This is a genomic window from Maribacter sp. 2-571 (assembly GCF_050589625.1).
Classification (GTDB): Bacteria; Bacteroidota; Bacteroidia; order Flavobacteriales; family Flavobacteriaceae; genus Pelagihabitans.
In genome coordinates, this window is sequence record NZ_JBNGOP010000005.1 from 219,765 (window position 1) to 241,796 (window position 22,032).

Here is a 22,032-nt window from a genome sequence, read left to right on the forward strand (position 1 = left end):
ACTGCTATGAATACCACAAGCCAAAACACACGCATTGCCTACAAAGCAGCCAACGATTATTGGATGTCTAAGCTCCAGGATATCACCATACCAACCTATTCGTTGGGCATAGGTGATAAGGAGGGGAGTGACAGGCTTGCCGGCCAAGTGCCAGCCACTACCAAAGCACTGGTGAGCCATGTAGCAAAAGGGCGTGACTTGGCTTCCTCCATGGTATACCTTACGGTATTCAGGGCATTGCGCTATCATTACTTCCGGGATGTAGACGGGGTCACTTGCTTACCGCCTCAAAAGGGCAAAGAAGAGCAGCAACCTGTGTATTTACTGCTTTCGGTCAATAGCGACACTACATTGCGGCATATACTCAAAGCTTGCAGTGAAGGTTGGAAAGCTGCCTACCAACATGCAGCGTACGAGCGTGAGGAGTTAGCGGCATTGTTGGCAAGCCGTGGTTTCAGCTTGGAGGGAATAGGGCAAGTAGCCTACTTCGACGAGCGGTTGCACCAGCAGCATGACATGAGCGCTTCGGCTTTAGGGCTATCATTGTTGGGTGAGGAGGGAGCCGTATTCGAGTGGGTATATGATGCCGTCAAGTTCCCCGAAGTATACATGCAGCAGTGGGCTGGGCATTATCTCAAGGCACTGGCCTGTTTCAAGGAATGGCTCGACCTACCCATTGTAGACTGGCCGTTGTTGTCTGAAGAAGAAAAACTCCAACAGCTCAATGTGTGGAACCGTACTGGGGTTGATTACCCTGATAAAGCCACGTTACACGGATTGTTTGAAGAGCAAGTCAAAAGCAATGGGAGCAGAACCGCCGTAGCCGATGACAGGCAGTCACTTACCTATCAAGCCCTGGACCATGCAGCCAATCAATTGGCCAGTCACTTGCGCGAGGCTTATGGGGTTGGGCGCAACGATCGTGTAGCAGTCATGCTGGATCGTGGTGTACCGCTGTGGGTAGCCTTACTGGCTGTATTAAAGACTGGCGCAGCATACGTACCCATTGGTACAAGCTTTCCAGACTCCAGAGTCGAATTCATCCTGCAAGATGTTACGCCAAAGGCGATGATTGCCACTAGTTCCGAGGTGTTTTCTGATACTGAGATTCCCACCTTGTATATGGACTCGGACGAATGGGAGCATCAAGGCGGAGAAAACCAACTCGAACCGGTCAGCCCTGATGCTACAGCATGCATTATATATACCTCCGGCTCCACGGGCACCCCCAAAGGCGTGGCAGTAGCGCACCGGGGTGTGGTAAACAGGATCGCTTGGCAATGGCAAGCCCTGGGGTATGGACAAAACGACGTAGTGTTACAAAAGACTACTCCTACGTTTGACGTGTCTGTGTGGGAATTGTTCATGCCACTCGCCTTTGGGGCAAGAGCTGTGGCTTGCGAAACGGTCACCGCCCACGACCCTCAGTTGCTGTGCGAGGCCATCGAGCGGCATCACGTCACCAACCTCCATTTTGTGCCATCTATGTTTCAGGCTTTTTTGGAAAACCTTGACACGGAACAGTTAAGCCAAACCAAAACACTCCGAAGCATCGTGACCAGTGGCGAGGCACTCAAAGCAGATACGGTAGATAAGCATTATGATAAGTTTCCCAGTGTACCGTTGCACAACTTGTATGGCCCCACAGAGGCTTCTATAGACGTATCGTGGCACCAAGCCCAGCCGGGGCAATCGGTAGTGCCCATTGGCAAACCGATACAAAATATCAAGCTTCACATATGCGATGAAAACGGGCGGTTGTTGCCTGCCGGGGCTGTTGGGGAGATCAATATTGCCGGTATCGGGCTGGCGCATGGCTATGTCAACCAGCCCAAGCTTACAGCAGATAAGTTTGTGGCTGGGGCTTTACCCTTACGGGAAACAACCTACCGCACTGGTGACTTGGGGCGGTGGCTGCCCAATGGAGAAATCGCCTACATGGGCAGGACAGACCACCAAGTCAAGCTGCGTGGATTCCGCATAGAGTTGGGCGAGATAGAAAGCGTACTGCTACGTCACCAGGCAGTCAATGCATGCGCGGTATTATTGAAGGCTAGCCCGGACAGGCTGGTAGCATTCCTTGTAGGTGCTGGCCAAGGGCAGGAGGAAAATCTCCATGCCCATATGGAGGCAAATTTGCCAGCGTATATGGTAGTGCACCAATTGGTGCATATAGCAGAGATGCCCCTGACCCCTTCTGGCAAGGCAGACCGGAAAGCATTGGCATGTTTGGAGGAAGGCGGAGGCATGGTCGGGCAATATACACCCCCTCAGTCAGATGAGGAAAAGCTGCTCGTAGAGGTATGGCAAGCGGTATTGCAAAAAGAGCAAGTGGGCATTACGGATAACTTCTTTCACTTAGGCGGTGATTCGATCGTAGCGATACAAGTAGTGAGTCGGTTGGCTGCGTCAGGTTACCAGTTGCAAGTAAAGCAACTGCTCAAAGACCCCTATATCGACCGGTTGGCGCAGATCATGGAGCGGCGGCAAAACATGGCCTCACAAGCATTGGTGACGGGCCGGTCACGGTTAGCACCCATGCAGTGGCACCTGGTGGTGCACAATGGTGTTCATATGCATCATTTTAACCAAGTGATGTCCCTCGCGGTGGATAGCTTGCCTACAATAGACCGGTTAAGGCAGCTATTCGCGCAGTTGGCACAGCACCACGATATGCTCCGGTTTACCTACCATGTGGAAGACAACTACCCCTATGGGTATATCCACGACGGGCAGGCCATACCAGAAGTTTTGGAGGCAAGCCTACAGAGCGAGGCTGACGAGCAAAAGGACCTGGAGCAGTTGGTGACCGAGGCACAGGCTTCGTTCAACTTGCAATCAGGCCCGTTGTTAAAAGCAATCGCTGTGCGGTCTACAACGCAAGACTACCTTTTGTTGATCGCCCACCATCTGATTATCGATGGGGTGTCGTGGCGTATCCTATTAGAAGACCTGCATACGCTTTGGCAAATGCCCGAAGCAACGGACTTAAAGGATGGAGTGCTCCCCAACAAGTCTTTTTCGTACCGTGATTGGGTGGAAAAACTGTACGAAGAAGCAGGGCAAGCAACGTTTGAGGAAGTGGCGCGAGAATACTGGCCTGTAGCAAAGGAAAAAGACATGCCAGCGTTGCCGGGACAGGCAATGGCAGCACCAGACCTTGTCCGAGACGCAGCGTACTGTCATGTCTTGTTTGACCAAGACATGACCGAGGCATTGCGTGGCCCGCTCAATAAGCCGTTCAACACCGATTTGCAAGACTTCCTATTGGCGGCGGTAAGCGATGTGCTTGCAGTGTGGGTGGGAGCCCAAAGCCTGCCGATTATGCTCGAAGGGCACGGTAGGGAAACCTGGGGTAGTTTTGCCGAGGTTGATTTGAGCCGTACCGTCGGGTGGTTTACCAGTATTTATCCAGTATACCTCACCCGACAAACAGGCCTGCAAGACCAACTTATCCATGTAAAGGAGTGCCTGCGGCGTGTACCGTTTCAAGGCATGGGCTATGGTATGGAGCGATACCTGGGCGAAGCAGCCACCCCTGAAGCAGTGCGTTACCCAGTATCTTTCAATTACTTGGGTAGTTTTGACGGGGTCACCCAAACTACCGGAGCATTTAAGCTTGTCGATGTGCCAGTAGGGCCTATCCAAGCACCAGACGGCCCCCGACAGTTTGCATTGGAAGTATCAGCGGTGGTAGTAGAAGGGCGACTAAGGTTAGCGTTGGCCTACAACAGGCTATACCATACGCAGCGGGATATGGAACAGCTTTTGGACCAGATCAAAGGTTCGTTGGAAGCTTTGGCCAATATGGCAGCAAGTCAACAGCGACGTATCTATACACCCACAGATTTTCGCTACAAAGCACTCACCTTGCAACAAGCCAGCGAGCTTGGAGAAACTGAAGCATTGGAGGAGGTTATGCCACTAAGCCCTATGCAGGAAGGTATCCTGTTTCATGCCTTGATGGCACCCGACAGTGCGGCATACTTTGAGCAAGTGAGCATGACACTACAGGGAAAACTGGACATAGCCCGCCTCACCGTATGCTTCCAAATGTTAGGTGAGCGGCATTCGGTACTCAAAGCACGTATATGGGGACAAGCAAGTGGCACCACCCTGCAAATCATCTCAGCGCAACGGCCCTTGCCAGTGATTCAAGAAGACTTTAGTGACGAAGGGAATCAGCAAGCAGCCATAGAAGCCTGGAAACAAACTGACCGCCAACAAGGCTTTGATTTGTATAGCGAGCCACTTACCCGACTGGGTATCCTCAAGATAGCCGAGGATACGCACGAGATTGTCTGGAGCCACCACCATATAATCATGGACGGCTGGTGCCTGGGTATTGTGCTGGGCGACTTGTTTGCACTCTATGGGCAGCAGGGTACGCCGAGTTTGGGCAATTTGTCGCCCGTAGCACCTTATGCAGCCTACATCGATTGGCTGGATACCGTAGACCGAAAGGCGGCGGAAGCGTATTGGAATGCCTACCTCAATGGTTTTGGGGAAGCCAGCACCTTGAGCATGCACAAAGAGACCGGTGCAAACGGACAAGGTAGCCAGCGTTTGCGGTTGGGCAAAGTAGTAAGCACGGCACTCAAAGCCTCGGCACAAAAGCAAGAAGTAACCCTGAACACCACCATCCAGGCATTGTGGGGGGTACTATTGCACAAGCTTGTGCGGCAAACGGACATATTGTTTGGGGGCGTAGTGTCAGGCCGCCCTGCCGAACTGCCCGGTGTGGAGCAAATGGTAGGGCTTTTTATCAATACTCTGCCTGTAAGGCTGCAGATTGGCCAGGAAGACACGGTGTGGGGAGTAGCAGCCCGGCTACAAGGCGATGCCATCGAGGCTACCCCATATCATCATTTTCCACTGGCTGATATTCAAGCCATGCGTGGGGCTAAGCAAGTCCTGTTCGACCATATTATGGTGTTTGATAACTACCCAGTAGCCGATCAGCTTCAGCAAATTAGCCAACAGGCAGATCAACTACCCGAAGTGGTGGGCATGGGACTGGTAGAAGCAACACATTATGGACTTACTGTAATCGTAGTGCCCGGAGAGGATATTGAGGTGCGGTTTGAGTATGACAAAGCTACCTATACCGATGCCCAAATGGCACAAGTAAGTAGCTGCTTCGAGCGTTTGGCACAGCAAGCCATCGAAACATCCGATACCCCCATCGCATCCCTCAGGCTGTTAAGCGACAGTCAACGAAAAGCCTTGCTGGCACATAACCCAAAGCCTGTCAGCTATCCCGATGGAGAAAATGTACCGGTACTCCTCGAAGCTTGTGCTAGTCAAAACCCCGACAAGCTGGCATTGGTATGCGCAGAGGATCGCTACACCTATCAGGCGCTTGAGGCACTGACCAATCAAGTGGCAAACTATCTGCTGGCCAGCTATGATATTGGTCCCGACGTTTGCGTAGGCGTGATGTTGCATCGTTCCGCGTGGAGTGTCATCGCGATGAATGCCGTACTCAAAACAGGGGCTTGCTATTTGCCGATAGACCCGACCCTGCCTGCCGAGCGTATCGATTACATTGTAAATGACGCAAAGCCCGTGGTCATCTTTACCCAGGCAGCGTGTGAAGCAGCGCTGCCACATGAATGGCAAAACCGGTTGTGCATGGTGGAGGGCCATGAGTGGCAAGACTTCGCTGATCAAAGCCCGGACATTAAAATTGAGGCAGATAGCCTTTCTTACATTATCTACACCTCTGGCTCTACAGGCACCCCCAAGGGCGTTGCACAAACCCATCGTACTGTTCATAATCTGATTCGCTGGGACATAGATCACTCAGGCATAGCGGGTGGCTTGCGGCAGTTACAATACAGCGCATTTGGTTTTGATTCCAGTTTGCACGATGCCTGGTTTGTGCTCAGCAATGGCGGTACCTTATACGTAGCAACTGATGAACTACGTACCGATTTTGAAGCACTGTCCACCTATGTAGTGCAAGAAGGGATTGAAGTATTTTCCGTACCGTTTTCGGCATTGGATGCCTTCTTCTCAATTTATGGTGACAGTGGTTTGTCGGGCCACCAGCTCAAACATTTGATTAGCACCGGGGAGCAATTGTTGGTAAACACACCGCTGAAGCAGTTTTTGGAAGCCAACCCTGCGGTGTGCTTGCACAACTTTTACGGTCCTAGCGAGACGCATGTGGTCACGGCCGCCAAGCTGTCCGCGGCTATGGGCAACATAACCGAGCGACCGACCATAGGCTACCCACTCACTAATGCACGCCTATACGTACTTGACGAGCAGTACCACCTGATGCCCGAAGGTGTGCCCGGGCAAATCTTTATTGCTGGCGAGTACTTGGCTAAAGGCTACCTTGGCAAGATGGCATTGACTTCACAGCGGTTTGTGGACGATCCGTTTTACCCTGGTGAAAAGATGTACGCGAGTGGAGACCTTGGCCGTTGGCTTCCTGACAGACAAATTGAATACCTTGGCCGCATAGATGATCAGGTGAAAATCCGAGGTTTCCGGGTAGAGCCGGGTGAAGTTGAAGCGCAAGTCTTGAGGCTGCCGGGTATACAAAAAGCCGTGGTCGTTGCCAGTGAGCAAGCAGGAGAACAAACCTTGTTGGCATTTGTAGTGACAGGGGAAAAGTTTGACGAAACAAAAGCCAAGCAGCAACTAGCAACGGTTTTGCCAGTGTACATGGTTCCTGCAAACATGCAGCAGATCGAAACCTTTCCACTTACGCCCAATGGCAAGGTAGACAAGCGTGCTTTGGTGAGTACCATGGCGACGATGGTTACCAGAAAAGGCTATGAACCACCAGTGGGTAGGTTCGAAGAGGCTTTACAAGCAGTATGGCAAGATGTATTGGCATGTGAGCAAATAGGGGTAACTGACGACTTCTTTGATTTAGGCGGGCACTCCATCAAAGCCATCAAGCTGGGCAACCTGGTACAGGCCAGGCTACAGCAGCAGCTTACCGTCAGGCAAGTGTTTGAGCACCCGACCATCCGTGCACAGGCGTCCTTGTTAGAAAAGGAGGGAGTGGATAGCCTGCCACCAATCAAGAGCCTTGCCGGAGCTGCTGACTACCCACTTTCACCTGGGCAGGAGCGTTTGTGGGTATTGTGGCAACTAGGCACCGATATGGCCGCTTATAATATGCCGGGGATATTTGAGTTGTCAGCGTTGCCCGACGAGGGGATGTTGCGACAAGCGCTCGCCAGCGTTATCAAGCAGAATCATAGCCTGCGTACTGTGTTCGTTGAGCAAGACGGTGAACCGCGTCAGGCAATCATAGAGCCGGGCGAAGCGTGGTGGCAACAAGTGTGGGAAGAAGTAGAATTGTCTGGGGAATCCTTGGATAGTGAGGCGACCCATCAGTTGGTACTAGAGAGGGCCCAGAGGGCTTTTGACATGGAAAACGGTCCATTGCTGCGGGTCTCTCTCGTGAAGCAACCTCAGTCAGGCAAGGCGCTCTTACTGCTGGTCATGTCACATATGATATCCGACGGGTGGTCAATGCAAGTATTATTGACAACATGGCTGACCGCTTACGGGCGATTGGCCCAAGGCGAGTCGGTAGCCCTCCCTGCACTGGAAATACAGTACCCGGATTTTGCGGTTTGGCAGCGCGATCTGCTGGCGTCTGGTACAGGTGATAAGGAAAAGGCCTACTGGCTAAGCCAAATGGCCGGGCCACTCCCGATGATGAACCTGCCCACCGACCGCCCAAGGCCGAATATCAAGACTTACGAAGGGGCGGTTTACAAGGCAGTGATCCATGACAGTGCTGTCGCAGGCTTGCGGCATTTGGTCAAAGAGGAAGGGGGAAGCCTATATATGGGCTTACTCGCGGCATTGTCCGCCTTCTTTTATCGGTATACTGGTGGGCAACGCGATATGGTAATTGGCTCGCCCATGGCGGGTAGGCAACATCCTTTGTTGAAAGACCAAATAGGGTTGTTTCTCAATACGTTGCCACTACGGGTGCAGCCCGATGGTACACAAGGGTTCGGGGCATTGCTGTCCCAGGCCAAAACAGTAGCACTTGGTGCGCTCGACAATCAAAACCTACCCTTTCAAGAGTTGGTTGAACACCTCAACGTTCGGCGAGACCTGAGCCGGGAGCCGTTGTTCGACGTGCTATTAGTGCTGCAAAACATGGTAGACATGACAGCGGGTACCACTACGGCGGGCGGTCTTGAAGTAAAGCCGTATAACCAGGACATAGGGCTGAGCAAATACGACTTGAGCTTCAACTTTGCCGAAACTACCGTAGGACTGGCCTTGACGCTGGAGTACAATACAGATCTTTTCGATCCCGAAACCGTCCATGCGATGTGCGAACGGTTTGAACGGCTTTTGCTGGGGATGACACAGCAGCCGGAGTCCCCTATTGCCCAGGTACCATGGCTGGACGAGGCAGAGGAACGATACTTGATAGATACACTGGCAGGCAAAGCGGTTGCTTACGACCAGGGTACCCTACATAGCTTAATCTCGGAGCAAGCAGTCCTGACCGCCGACGCTCCGGCAATAGGATGTCGGGGCAAGTGGCTTACCTATGGGGAATTGGAAAGGCTGGCCAACCAGGTAGCGCGTTACCTGACCGATGAAATGGGTGTGCAACCAGGTGATAAGGTCGGTATACTGTGTCACCGGGATGAAAAAATGGTAGCCTTGCTGTTAGGGGTTCTAAAGACAGGGGCGGCTTATGTCGCCATTGATCCTGCCTACCCTGCGACTCGAATCACTTTTATGACCGAAGATGCAGGCCTTACTTTGTTAGTTGCGGAACAGGCAGCGATATCGGGAGGCATTCCGGCTGAACTGACTGTATTGTCTTTGCAAACACTGTTGGAGGGGGCTACTACCCAAACTACGGATAGCCTGCCAGAAAAGGCTAGTCCCGAAGGCCTGGCCTATATGATCTATACCAGTGGGTCCACCGGACAGCCCAAAGGCGTACAGATAGAGCATTGTCAGGTGACCGCCTTTATGCATTGGTGTCGACAAGAATTTGCCCAATCAGATTATCAATTGGCCCTAGCTGTGACTTCCTACTGTTTCGACCTTTCCGTCTTCGAATTGTTCTTTCCGCTCACCGTAGGTAAACCAGTACAGGTGCTAGGTTCAGGGGTTGAGATTATAGAAGTGCTGCAAACTGCAACCGAACCACTGCTGGTCAACACGGTACCATCGGTAGTGGGTGAGCTCATTGCCGCAGGGGCTGACCTGTCGCCTATCGCCGTGCTCAATATGGCAGGAGAACCAATCCCATTCCACTTTAAGGAGCATTTTGACCTTGGGCAAATGGAAGTACGCAACCTCTATGGTCCCAGCGAAGATACTACCTACAGCACCTGCTACCGCTTTGTGCAAACAGACGATGTGATTCCCATCGGCTACCCAATTGCCAATACTTACTGTTACCTGATGGATGAAAACGGGCAGCTTACACCTCCTGGGGTGGCAGGAGAGCTATGCCTGTCAGGTGCGGGAGTGGCACGAGGCTACCATGGCCGCCCGACACTGACCAGGGAACGTTTTGGCGAAGATCTCTTCCGCCCGGGCAACCGCCTGTACAAGACGGGGGATCTTTGTAAATGGAGGGCTGACGGGCAGCTGGAATACCTCGGCAGGATCGACAATCAGGTAAAAGTAAGAGGCTTTAGGATCGAGCCGGGGGAGATCGAAAAGGCACTGGCCGCTCACGATGGTATTGGCGAAGCTTTGGTGGCCGTGTGGGATAGCCCTGATCAAGGCCCCAAGCTGGTAGCTTATGTACAAGCCACAGACGAGGAGTTGGTGGAAGCTGCACAGCAGCGCATCAAACAACAACTGCCCGTATACATGCACCCCGACTATGTGGTGATATTGGAAGTGTTTCCCAGAAATACCAACGGCAAAACTGACCGGACAGCCCTACCAGCACCACAAGCCAAGGTGGCGCAAGAAGTAACTGCCGCTACCAATGAAGAAGAGGCGCGTGTGATGGCTTGCTGGAAAGCTGTACTCGGGGCCGATGAACTAGGCATACACCACAATTTCTTTGAAGCTGGTGGTAATTCGCTCAAGGCAATAAGACTGTTCAAAGCCCTTGACAGCGAATTCCCCAACACCTTTAAAGTCACAGACCTGTTTAGCAGGGCGACCATCGCCAGTCAGGCAGCATTTGCCCGAGGGCAAGGCACAAATGGTAAGGAAGGCGAAGGCCCTTCGGAAGAATTGATTGAATTAACTTACTAAGCCAATAGGGCTTCAATAGTAAAAAACAAATTAGCCAACATGAAAATTAACAAACGGGACATAGCGATTATCGGTATTGGGGGCAAGTATCCCCAGGCAGACAGCCTTTCCGGTTTTTTGGAATTGTTGCGCATAGGGCAAGACCTGGTGCGCCCTCTGAGTGCTGAAAGGATATCGCAAACCGCTATACCCTTTGGCAAAGACTACCAAATCATGGGCTTTTTGGAAGGCATAGACCAATTTGATGCACCCTTCTTTGGTATGGCAGAAGGCGAAGCGATACACATGGACCCACGGCAGCGTTTGTTACTGGCAGCAGCTTACCATGCTTTTGAGTCGGCAGGGCAGGGACTCAATGCTGTGCAGGGTAGCGATACTGGGGTATTCCTGGCCGATGCCAAACTGGACTACTATCAACATGCAGAAGCTTACGATCCGGCATTGGTCACGGGCAATAACAATGCCGCCATGGCTGGCAGGATAGCCCGTTTCTTCAACTTGCGTGGTACGGCCGAGGTAGTAGACACTGCCTGTTCTTCGGCGCTGACCGCCCTACACCATGCCTGCAATGCCCTGCTGCTTGGTGATGTCGGCCAGGCATTGGTAGGCGGTGCGAGCCTGATGTTGTTTCCGCCTGAAAAATCGAGAAATACAGGCATGGGCATAGAGTCGCCTACCGGCAAAGCCAGGGCTTTTTCCGCAGAAGCGGATGGCACGAGCAACGGGGAGTTGGTCGCATGTTTGTTACTAAAACCATTGGATGCCGCACTGGAAGCCAATGACCCGGTGTATGCGATTATCAACAGTACGGCAGTGAATCAGGATGCGGCACTTTCGGCAAGCTTTACCGCTCCCGACAGCATAGCACAGTCCGAGGTAATCCTCAAAGCCTGGCAAAAAGCAGGCATTGACCCTGCTACGATCAATTATATAGAAGCCCATGGTACCGGTACCAAGCTGGGCGACCCGATCGAAATCGATGGCATCGACCAGGCGTTTGAAGCAGGAGGCGTACCAAAAGGCCATACCTGTGCAGTGTCGTCGGTGAAGTCAAACCTGGGCCATACGGACAGTACAGCGGGGCTGGCAGGCCTGATCAAGGCCGTGTTGTCACTACATACCAAGGAACTGATGCCCTCTTTGCATGTAACGGCGTTGAATCCTTTTATAGATTTTGAAAAGTCGGTGACTTCTGTCAATACAAGCCTCAAGTCTTGGCCTTTGCCCGATAATGCTACCTTGCGACGATGTGGCGTAAGCTCGTTTGGACTGACGGGTACCAATACGCATGTGGTTTTGCAGGAAGCACCCGAAGCCGTGACGGACGAAATTGCCACTCCCCAATTGGTCTTACTTAGTGCCCATCACCCTGAGTCGTTAAAGCAGCAAGCCGAAGACTTGCTAGAATATATAGCACAGCACCCAGATACGCACCTGACTCCTTTAGCAGCTACTTTACAACGACGAGGCCAGTTTCCATATCGATGGTGCACCGTAGCCGATAGTGTAGCGACGCTTCAAAAGGCCTTGGCAGAAGTTGCCGATACAGCCGTAGCCCCTAGTGAGGGCATGGCCAAATACTTCATCTTATTTCCCGGTACAGGGAACGTAAACCAACAATTAGCAGGGCAGTTATGTGATCAAGACGAGGTTTTTGCACAATACTGGCAGCAAGCGGCTATGCACTTCAAGCGTGAGCCTGGCGAAGGAACCGTATTATTGGCTTATCAATATGCCCTCTACCACAGCCTAAAAGAAAAAGGCGTACACAGCCGCTACTTGATCGGCGACGGGGTAGGCAAGCTGGTCATTGCCGTACTGCAAGGCAAACAAACCTTGGTAGAGGCCATGGCGGATACCGAAAGTGCTGTGCCGGGTACACTTGCGCAAATCCAACTGCGCATGGAAAAAATGTTGCAAGCCGAAGCCACCGCCGATACGCTTGGGCTGATCGCGCTTAGCCCTAATAGCAACATGGCCGAAGGGCTTAGCCCTATGCTGCCCGGTTTTCCCAAAGCACGGCTTCATGCCCCGGAAATAGGCGAAGGCATGCTGGCACAACTGCTCGCAGGGCTGTTTATGGAAGGTGTAGGGATTGCCCCAATGACCAAAGCCCCACTATTGAAGCTATTGCCTCCATATCCATTTCAGAGCAAGCGACTTTGGCTGAAGCCACCTACGTCAAGGCCTGAAACGGATTGGCTGTACGATGTGGTTTGGGAATCAACCGCTATCGACCCACAAGGACTTGCTTCAGAGCTTGTGATGATTACCCTGGAAGAAGTGCTGCCCGAATGGGTAGACACGCTCCATCAACAAGGGGTAAACGTAACGCACGTACAGCTAGGACAGACTGCCTATACTTGTGACGATTGGCGACGTTATAGGCTACGTCAGGCACATATGGCAGACTGGGAAAAGATGCTGGCACATTGGCAGCGACAGGAAATCACCCCGGTGCAGGTGTTGGTCGTGGCTCCGGATCGTATAGCCCCGGTAGAGGCACTGCAAAGTATGATGCATATCGTCCAGGGCTTGGAGGCATGGATGACTGAAGGCACCCCCAGCCTATGTTTGGTAACGAAGCAAGGACATGCCTTAAGCGCCGGTGAACAGCCCAACCCTACCCATGCGGCCATGCAAGGGGTGTTCAACAGCTTGTCACAAGAGTACCTTGCATTGGAAACCCGCTGTATAGACTTAGCGGCATCCGTCGCGCTTGAGACTTTTGTGCAGGTATTGGCTACGCCTACTGCACAAACGCAAACAGCCATTAGGGGGAGCGAAGCCTTTGTACCGACTTTGGTTCATCGCGAACAGATTGAAAACAACGAAGTGTCTATAGCAGTAGGAGGACACTACCTGATCACAGGCGGTACGGGCGGCATCGGGATGTTGATCGGTGAGGCTTTGGCTGCACAAGGTATAGCCCATATTACCCTATTAGGCCGTAAAAAACTGGATACTCATAAGCCTTGGGCTACATTGGCAGCTGACCAGGGAGAATTTCAGGAATATTACGACACTTTTGCAAAATGGGAACAACAAGGCAGCCAAGTGTCTTATTACCGTGCGCCGCTCGGTGACCATGAGGCGGTGAGTAAGGCAATAGCCAACGCCAAAGAAAAAGCAGGTGTTGTAACAGGGGTATTTCATACTGCAGGTGCCCCCGGCAAAAAATACTTGCGCAATCATTCCGAAACGTCTTTCATGGAGGCATTAGAACCCAAAATACAAGGTACAATCAACTTGCATCAAGTACTTCAGGCGCACCGGCCTGACTTCTACTTGCTCTTTTCGTCACAAAATGCCTGGTTGGGACACGAGCGAGGTACCAACTATGGCGCAGCCAATGCCTGGATGGACGCCTATGCGAATGCTCAAAGCCAAGCGGGGGAACCCTTCGTTGCGGTCAATTGGCCTGGATGGCATCAGACAGGCATGCTGGCCCGCACGTTGGTGCCTGGCCATCAGGAAAGTTACCAAGAGAGCTTACTGGGAAATCAGGAAGGACTTCGACTTATATTCAAGCTCATTGGACAAGCAAAACCCAACACCGTAATCTCTAAAATTGCACCAGCACAGATGCCCCCTAACCCATTTTGGCATATGCCTGATAACAGGGACTTAATGGGAGCAGCCGATACAGAAAATGCTTCAATAGGCCGATACGAAGACAACCCTGCCTGGACAGCGACACAAAACACCGTAGCTGCATGTTGGTACGAAGTATTGCGGTCCGAGGACATGGCATTGACTGATGACTTTTTCGAGTTGGGAGGGCACTCGCTTAGTGGCATGCAGGTTGCCAACAAGATACAGGAACGGCTGAAAGTACCAATAGACTTTGACGAAGTATTTGCATACCCTACCCTCGGCGAGTTGGCACAACGGGTAGAAGGGTTGCTGTCGGGCAATAGCGAAGCGGTGGAGGTCATATCTCCAACACCTGAACGCCCATTTTACCCCATGTCGCACGCCCAAAAGCGGCTTTGGCTGCTCGATCAGATGGAGCCAGGTATGATAGCCTACAATATACCGGGGGCGTTTAAAGTTTATGGAACGCTAGACGTATCGAGGCTCGCCAAGGCTTTTGAAGCAGTAGTGGACAGGCACGAAAGCCTCCGTACTACCTTTGGCATGGAAGCCGGGGAGCCAGTACAATACATACATGCTCCTGGTCACATCGGTTTTGCAGTGCTAATACATGACCTGCGCAATGAACCAGACAAAGAGGCACAGAGCATGGCCATGGCCAACAAGGAAGCCGCTACGCCTTTTGATTTGGAAAAAGGACCTTTGTTGCGCGTGTCATTGCTGCAGTTGGACGATACCACGTACGTGTTGTTGTTTACCATGCACCACATTGTGTCCGACCTGTGGTCGCTCAACATATTATTTGAAGAAACGATCAATCATTATCGAGGGGCCTCATTGTCTCCCTTGAGCATACAATACAAAGACTACGCAGCGTGGCAAAACGGATTGTTGGGAGCCAAAGGCGACTCGGCTGCGCAAACTTATTGGGAGGGACAATTTGCCAGCCTGCCAGAGCCGCTGGCCTTAGCCACCGACCGGCCCCGGCCCCACATCATGACTTATGATGGTACTACCTTGCAGCGTATGATACCGAAGCAAGCACTGGACAACCTCAACACGTTGGCCAGACGGGAAAACACCAGTTTGTTCATTCTGCTCACAGCGATGGCCAAGACCCTACTCCATCGGTATACCTTACAAGAAGATATTGTAGTGGGCACTCCGGTGCTTGGTAGAGACAACCCTGCACTGGAGCCTTTGATAGGGTATTTTGCCAATACACTGGCTTTACGTACTACCGTTGACAGTGGGCAGCCATTCAGCGAATTTTTGGCACAGGTCAAAGCAGTGTGTATGGATGCTTACCAACACCAAGCCTATCCCTTTGACAAGCTGGTAGACGGGCTGGGCCTCCAACGTGATATGAGCCGTTCACCCTTGTTTGATGTAGTAGTCGTGTTGCAAAACCAGCAGAACAGTACTGTGCCGCAAGGGGAGGGAGGTTTTCAAATGGAAGCCTACCATACCGAGCGTGTCATTAGCAAATTTGACATCACCTTTAACTTTACAGAACAAAAAGAGGGGCTCAAACTAAACCTCGAATACAATACCGGGCTTTTCGACAGCCAGCGCATGGAGCGTATGGTAGGGCATCTGGTATGCCTTATCGAGGGTATCCTGCACAATCCAAGCCAGCCGTTGTCTGCATTGCCCATGGCTTCAGAGGAAGAACAGCAAACATTGTTGGCCTTACATGATCGGACCCAGATGGAATGGAATCAGGGCGATACGATTGTGAGCCTGTTTGTACAAGCGGTCGAGTCACATAGTGATCGTGTCGCACTTACATACCAGGGTGAGGAGTTGACCTATCAAGCATTGGACGAGCTTTCCAACCAGATGGCACACGCTATACAGGCTGTCAATGGCCCTTTGGATAACGATACACTGGTGGCGATTATGTACGAACGCTCGGCTGATATGGTCGCTGCGATTCTGGCGGTGCTCAAGTGCGGAGCAGCTTACTTGCCACTCGACCCATCGCTGCCCGCTTCACGGGTTAGCTATATATTGAACGATGCGCGACCGGTACTTGTGGTTGTGGCCGGTGAGGCCACGGCAGCACCTTTTGATTTGGGCGATACTACCTTACTTTGCCTAAGCCAGGAAAATCTGACGCCTCACCCTGCTACGCATTTAACCACTGCCCCAATGCCGGAAGACGTAGCTTATGTGATCTACACCTCCGGATCCACGGGCCAGCCCAAAGGGGTGATGGTAGAGCACCGTCAGGTAACCCGCTTGCTGTACTGTGAAGGCTTCGATTTTGACTTTGGCCCGACAGATACCTGGGTGCTATTCCATTCCATCAGTTTCGACTTTTCGGTATGGGAGCTTTGGGGAGCTTTACTATATGGGGGCAAACTACTCGTATTGCCACAGGACATAGCCCGTAGCCCACAGGCCTTGCTGGATGAACTGGTACAGCATCAAGTGACATTGCTCAACCAGGTGCCTACCATGTTTGGGCAATTGTGGGGGGCGATTGCCGAGGCGTCTTCATTGCCATCGTTAGCATTGCGATACGTCATATTTGGTGGCGAGGCACTACAGCCCACTATGTTGGAAGGTTTCTATACACAGTATCCAAACACACGGCTGGTTAATATGTACGGCATCACCGAGACGACGGTGCATGTGACTTATAAAGAGATTGGGAAAGAGGAGATAGCCCAGGGCTTGTCAAACATCGGCAGGGCGCTGCCTTCCTTGGGCTTGTACTTACTAGGTACTAACGGTCATCTCGCCCCAAGAGGTACCGTCGGTGAGTTGGCCGTAGCAGGGGCAGGCGTAGCCCGTGGCTACCTCAACCGCCCTATGCTTACAGCCCAACGCTTTATCGCAAGCCCACACCATGAAGGACAAAAGCTATACCTGAGCGGCGACTTAGGCGTATTGAACGAAGAAGGAGAATTGGTATATGTTGGCAGAAAAGACCGACAAGTAAAAGTACGTGGCTACCGCATAGAATTGGGTGAGGTCACCAGTGCCTTGTTGGGGCTACCTGGTGTGAGCAACGCAGCAGTGACCGTACGTACCGATACCACTGGCGACAAAGTGCTGGTAGGATATATAGTAAGTGGCGAATCCTTATCGACGGAACGCTTGCGGGAAGGGCTGTCCGAAGTATTGCCCACTTACATGGTACCATCACGATTTTTACAAATAGACCGCTTGCCTTACACCACCAATGGTAAACTCGATACGGCAGCCTTGCCAATGCCCGAAAGTGACCGGGATGGTGATTGTACTAGCTTTGTGGGTGCGCGCAATGCTACTGAGGAAAAGCTGGTCAGCATATGGGAGGAGCATTTGGGGCAGCGAGGTATCGGTATACATGATAACTTTTTTGCCCTGGGAGGAGACTCTATAAAGGCGGTACGGGTCAGCACGGCCGTCAACAAAGTATTGGATACCCGTATGCAAGTACGCTACCTGTTCGAAAACCCAGACATAGCCAGGTTGGCACAGGTTTTGGAGACTGCTGGTAACGAAGGGCCTGATATCGAAGCACAACTCATCGAAGGGTTGCGCAGGATGGATACCCTAAAGCAAGCCATATTGGCGACAGAAAATCAAACAGCCATATTGCCGGAAGGCATAGAAGACATTTACCCCTTATCGGCCATCGAAAGTGGTATGGTATACGCATCCATGTTGCGTGAGGAAGAACCTGTATATTATGACCAGTTTCTCATGCAGTTTGAGATGGAATCGACGGAGCGTTTTCATGAGGCACTGAGCATGGTGGTCAGCCGTCATGAAAACCTACGCGCCCGTTTTTACATGAGCCGCTTTGAGGAATCGGTCAAGGCTATAGCCCCTGTAAGCGATTTGCCATGCAAGTCAGAAGACCTTAAGGGAATGACAGCAGCGGCACAAGAGCAGCATATCAAGGCATATATGCTGCAAGACCAACAACGTCGCCTGGATTTTGATGGCTGCTTGTTATGGCAAATGCAACTATTTCACTTAGGCAATCAGCAATACTTCTGTGTATGGTCGGTACACCACGCTATACTCGATGGGTGGAGTGTGTCGCGGTTTATGGAAGAGATGACCCATTTGTTAGGTGCACCCGGAGGCTTTGCCAAGGCGCAACTGCCCTCGATGCCGCACGATTATAAATCCTATACGGCGGTACAAATGGTACGCCAGGAAGCTGCCGAAAGCCTGGATTTTTGGAAAACCTATCTGACAGGTTACACACGTTGCAAACTCCCCTTTAACTATTCAGGCAAGAAAAAAAGGGATACGGGCGGCATGAAAGCACAGTGGCTGTTTGGTGATGAACAATTGAGTGACGATTTGGCTAAGTTGTCGCAAACCCATGGTATATCGACCAAAAATGTCTGTTTTGCCGCTTACCTCTATCTGATGCGTCTGATATGTGCCGAGCAGGACTTGGTCACAGGCCTGGTATCGCACGACCGCCCTGAGTTGGAGGGTAGTGAGCTCATATTGGGGTGCTTCTTGCACACGGTGCCATTTCGTATGACTGTAGGGTCGCGACAATCGCCCTTGGCACTTATGAAAGCTGTAGAAACCCAAGCTGCCAAGATCAAACCACACGAACTGCACCTGGCAACGTTAGCTGCGGCTGTGGGGGAAAAAACCACTGTGGGCAACCCTATATTTGATTGCCTTTTTAACTTTACCGACTTTGAACCACTCACAGAAAACACTCATCAGGAGCAAGCTGCTACCCAGCAGTTTGAAGACGAACTCTTGCAGCGCGGTGCCGAAATGACCAATACCTTGTTTGATCTGGAAGTAGATAACACAGGGCAGTTGATGGCGCGAGTGAAGTATACCCCTGCTTATTTTGACGATGAGGAGATGGCTTATGCCCTGCGTTTGTACCTGCGGGTATTGTCACATTTTGTACGCAATGCCGAGCAAGAGGCCACCCCATCGGCTTTGTTGACCCAGGAAGAAATAGCAGAAACCTTATACACCTTCAATGATACAATAACACCCTATGACACCGGACAAACCATGCATGGCTTGTTTGAAGCACAAGCGGTACGTACGCCAGAGGCCATCGCCATCAGACAGCATGGGCAAACGGTGTCTTACTCAGATTTGAACCAACAAGCCAACCAAATAGCACACCGTTTGATTGAGCTGGGGGTAACTCCCGGGCAAAACGTGGCCTTGATTTGTGGTAGGCATGCAGGCATGGTAGCCTCGTTATTGGGTATACTCAAAGCCGGGGCGGCTTATGTACCTGTAGACCCTGAATACCCCGAAGACAGGCAGCGGTACATCATCGGAAATTCCAAGGTTGCTGCGGTGATCACCGATCAAAACGACCGCCAGGATACTACCGGACTACCCTGTTTACAACTGGGTAATGTAGCGATTCAGGAAGCGCCCGGTAGTAACCCCGAAGTATCCATCAGTGGCGATGCGCTGGCTTACACGATCTATACCAGTGGCTCCACGGGCCGCCCCAAAGGCGTGATGATCAACCACCACAGTGCGGTAAACCTGATCAATTGGGTGAACAAAACTTACCAAGTAGGTACTGCCGACCGGTTGTTGTTTATTACTTCCATGTGCTTTGATTTGTCGGTTTACGACATCTTTGGTACGCTTGCAGTAGGGGCGGGCATCGTCATCGCTACGCCAGAAGAAGTGCGCGACTTCCCTACGCTCAAAAAGATGATGGTACAAGAACGGATTACCTTCTGGGATTCGGTGCCTACTACGATGAATTACCTGATTACCGAATTGGAAAACGATCCGGATACGTATACCCAGTCTGAGTTGCGTGTGGTGTTTATGAGCGGCGACTGGATTCCGGTGAACCTTCCCGACAGGGTTAAGGCATTCTATCCTGGTGCGGCGGTAGTGAGCTTGGGCGGTGCCACAGAGGGTACCGTATGGTCCAACTACTTTCCGCTTCTGGAAACAGACCCTGCCTGGCCGAGTATACCCTATGGCCGTCCTATCGACAATAATTTCTTTTATATACTGGACGAGGAGCGGCAACCTTTGCCTAAGGGAGTAGTGGGTGAACTCTACATTGGTGGCGCAGGCGTGGCTGTGGGCTATGCCAATGACTCCGAAAAGACGGATGCAGCATTTGTGGCAGACCCTTTTAGCCAAACACTCGGTGGCCGCATGTACCGTACCGGCGATCTGGGCAGGATGCGCCACGATATGCAAATGGAGTTTATCGGGCGCAAAGACCACCAGGTAAAGATACGTGGCTATCGGGTAGAACTGGGCGAGATCGAAAACCAACTATACAAACACCCAGCTATCAAAGAGGCTGTGGTGGCGGCACTACACGACGAAGCAGGTCAAAACTATCTGGTCGCCTATGTGGTGTTGTCCGAATCATTAAACCCAAATGACATAAGTGCCTATCTGGCAGAAGCATTGCCTGATTATATGATCCCGCAACAGTATGTGGCTTTGTCGGCGCTGCCACTCAATAGTAATGGGAAAGTAGACCGTAAGGCATTGCCGAAGCCCGACCAATTGCCCCCTAGGGAAACAAGTATGATCGAAGCCACCACCGAGCATGAGGTAAAGGTGTCGGAGATATGGAAGGATATTCTTAAGGTTGATGTATTGGATATTCATACCAATTTGTTTGAGCTAGGGGCGCACTCCCTGAGTGTGGGGAGTTTTGTCAACAGGCTTGAGCGGGCTGAGGGGCTACGACTATCCATTCGCGATGTATTTGCCTACCCCACCGTAGAGGAGTTGGCAGGGTTGGTCGCCTCGATGGACGAAAGCGACCATGTGGGAGGTAATGAGATTGCTAAGGTGGCGGATGCCGAAGACTATCCATTGTCAAGGGCACAGTACCGTTTGTGGTTGCTTGACCAGCGCGTAGAAGGATTGCTGGCTTACAATATGCCTGGAGCCTATATATTCGAAGGCCCGCTCGACATAGCGGCATTTACTGAGGCCATGGCGGGGTTAGTACAAAGGCACGAAGCATTGCGCACCAATTTTGTACAAGTAGCCGGGGCACCGCGCCAAAAAGTACATGCTACCGATCAAGTTACTTTTACTTTGACAACAGCCCGCCCCAAAGCTGGGGAACAGGAAGCAAAAGCCATCGCGCGGTTAGTAAAGCAAGAGGCGATCACACCCTTTGACCTGGCCAACGACTCGCTCATCAGAGCTACTTTGATGTCCTTGCAGGGCGAACGCACTTTGTTTTTGCTCACACTGCATCATATTGTAGCTGATGGAGCTTCTATGCAAGTATTACTAAGTGATTTACAGGCACTATACACAACTGCCCGGACGGGAAGTGCCGCTACATTGCCTACACTGCGTATCCAATACCGCGACTATGCCGCATGGCAAGAAGGCGTGGTCGGACAGTCGCAGGCAGCTATGGCGCAATATTGGAAAAAAGCCTTGCAAGGTGCCCCTCCAAGGGTACCACTTCGAGGCGATAGGGCACCCGGTGAGGTGGGTCAGTCCTATCAAGGTGGTGTACATGCATTCCGGTTAGGTCCGGAGTTTAGCCAATGGGTAGAGGGTTTGCGCAAGGATACAGGAGCTACGCCTTTTGCCGTATTGATGGCCATTAACTACCTGTGGCTATACAAGGAAACGGGTAGTGCAGACCTCACCATCGGTACGCCGGTGAGTGGCAGGGAACACGCCGACCTGGAACACTTGATTGGTTTCTTTGTCAACATGCTTCCGCTCAGGGTAAACGCAGACACTGAGACCGGGCTGCTACCCCTCATCTCACAAGTGAAAGATACGTCGATAGCAGCGTTTGCCAATCAGCGATATCCTTTTGACCAGTTAGTAGAAGATTTGGGAATACCTGCCGGGCAGGCCAATCCGATATTTAACGTAACGAGCACCATCGAAGTGTTTGACGAGGTGTTTGAAGAACAGCCTGAAACTACACAAGGGGGAATGGGGGTGTTTGGTAATGACCTTCGGGTGGAAGCGCTCAACGTAGAAACCCAGGCCAGCAAGTACAGCCTGGCCATCGAATGGAAGCTAGCTCCGGGGCAGGCGGCCGTCAACTTAATCTACAGTACTGGCGTTTTTGAGCACGATACCATCTTATTAATGTACGAACGTTTCAAGCGGTTGCTTACGGCGCTTTATGAACAACCCGATACCCGCCTGGATGCGCTGCCCTATCAACTGGAGGAGGCACAGGAAGAAACGGCGGACGACGAACTTGGTTTTAACTTATAATATGAA

At 51.8% G+C, this 22,032-nt stretch carries 2 protein-coding genes; both read left to right on the top strand.

The window, feature by feature from the left end:
* The first annotated feature begins 6 nt into the window (after nt 1-6).
* Nucleotides 7-10,230 carry an amino acid adenylation domain-containing protein gene (locus tag ACRD7P_RS05950; RefSeq protein ID WP_430906602.1) on the top strand — a complete coding sequence of 3,408 codons (10,224 nt, stop codon included), beginning with the start codon at nt 7-9 and terminating at the stop codon, nt 10,228-10,230.
* A 39-nt stretch (nt 10,231-10,269) separates the two neighbouring features.
* Entirely contained in the window at nt 10,270-22,026 is an 11,757-nt protein-coding gene (locus ACRD7P_RS05955; protein WP_430906603.1) for an amino acid adenylation domain-containing protein, read from the top strand.
* The last annotated feature ends 6 nt before the right edge of the window (nt 22,027-22,032 follow it).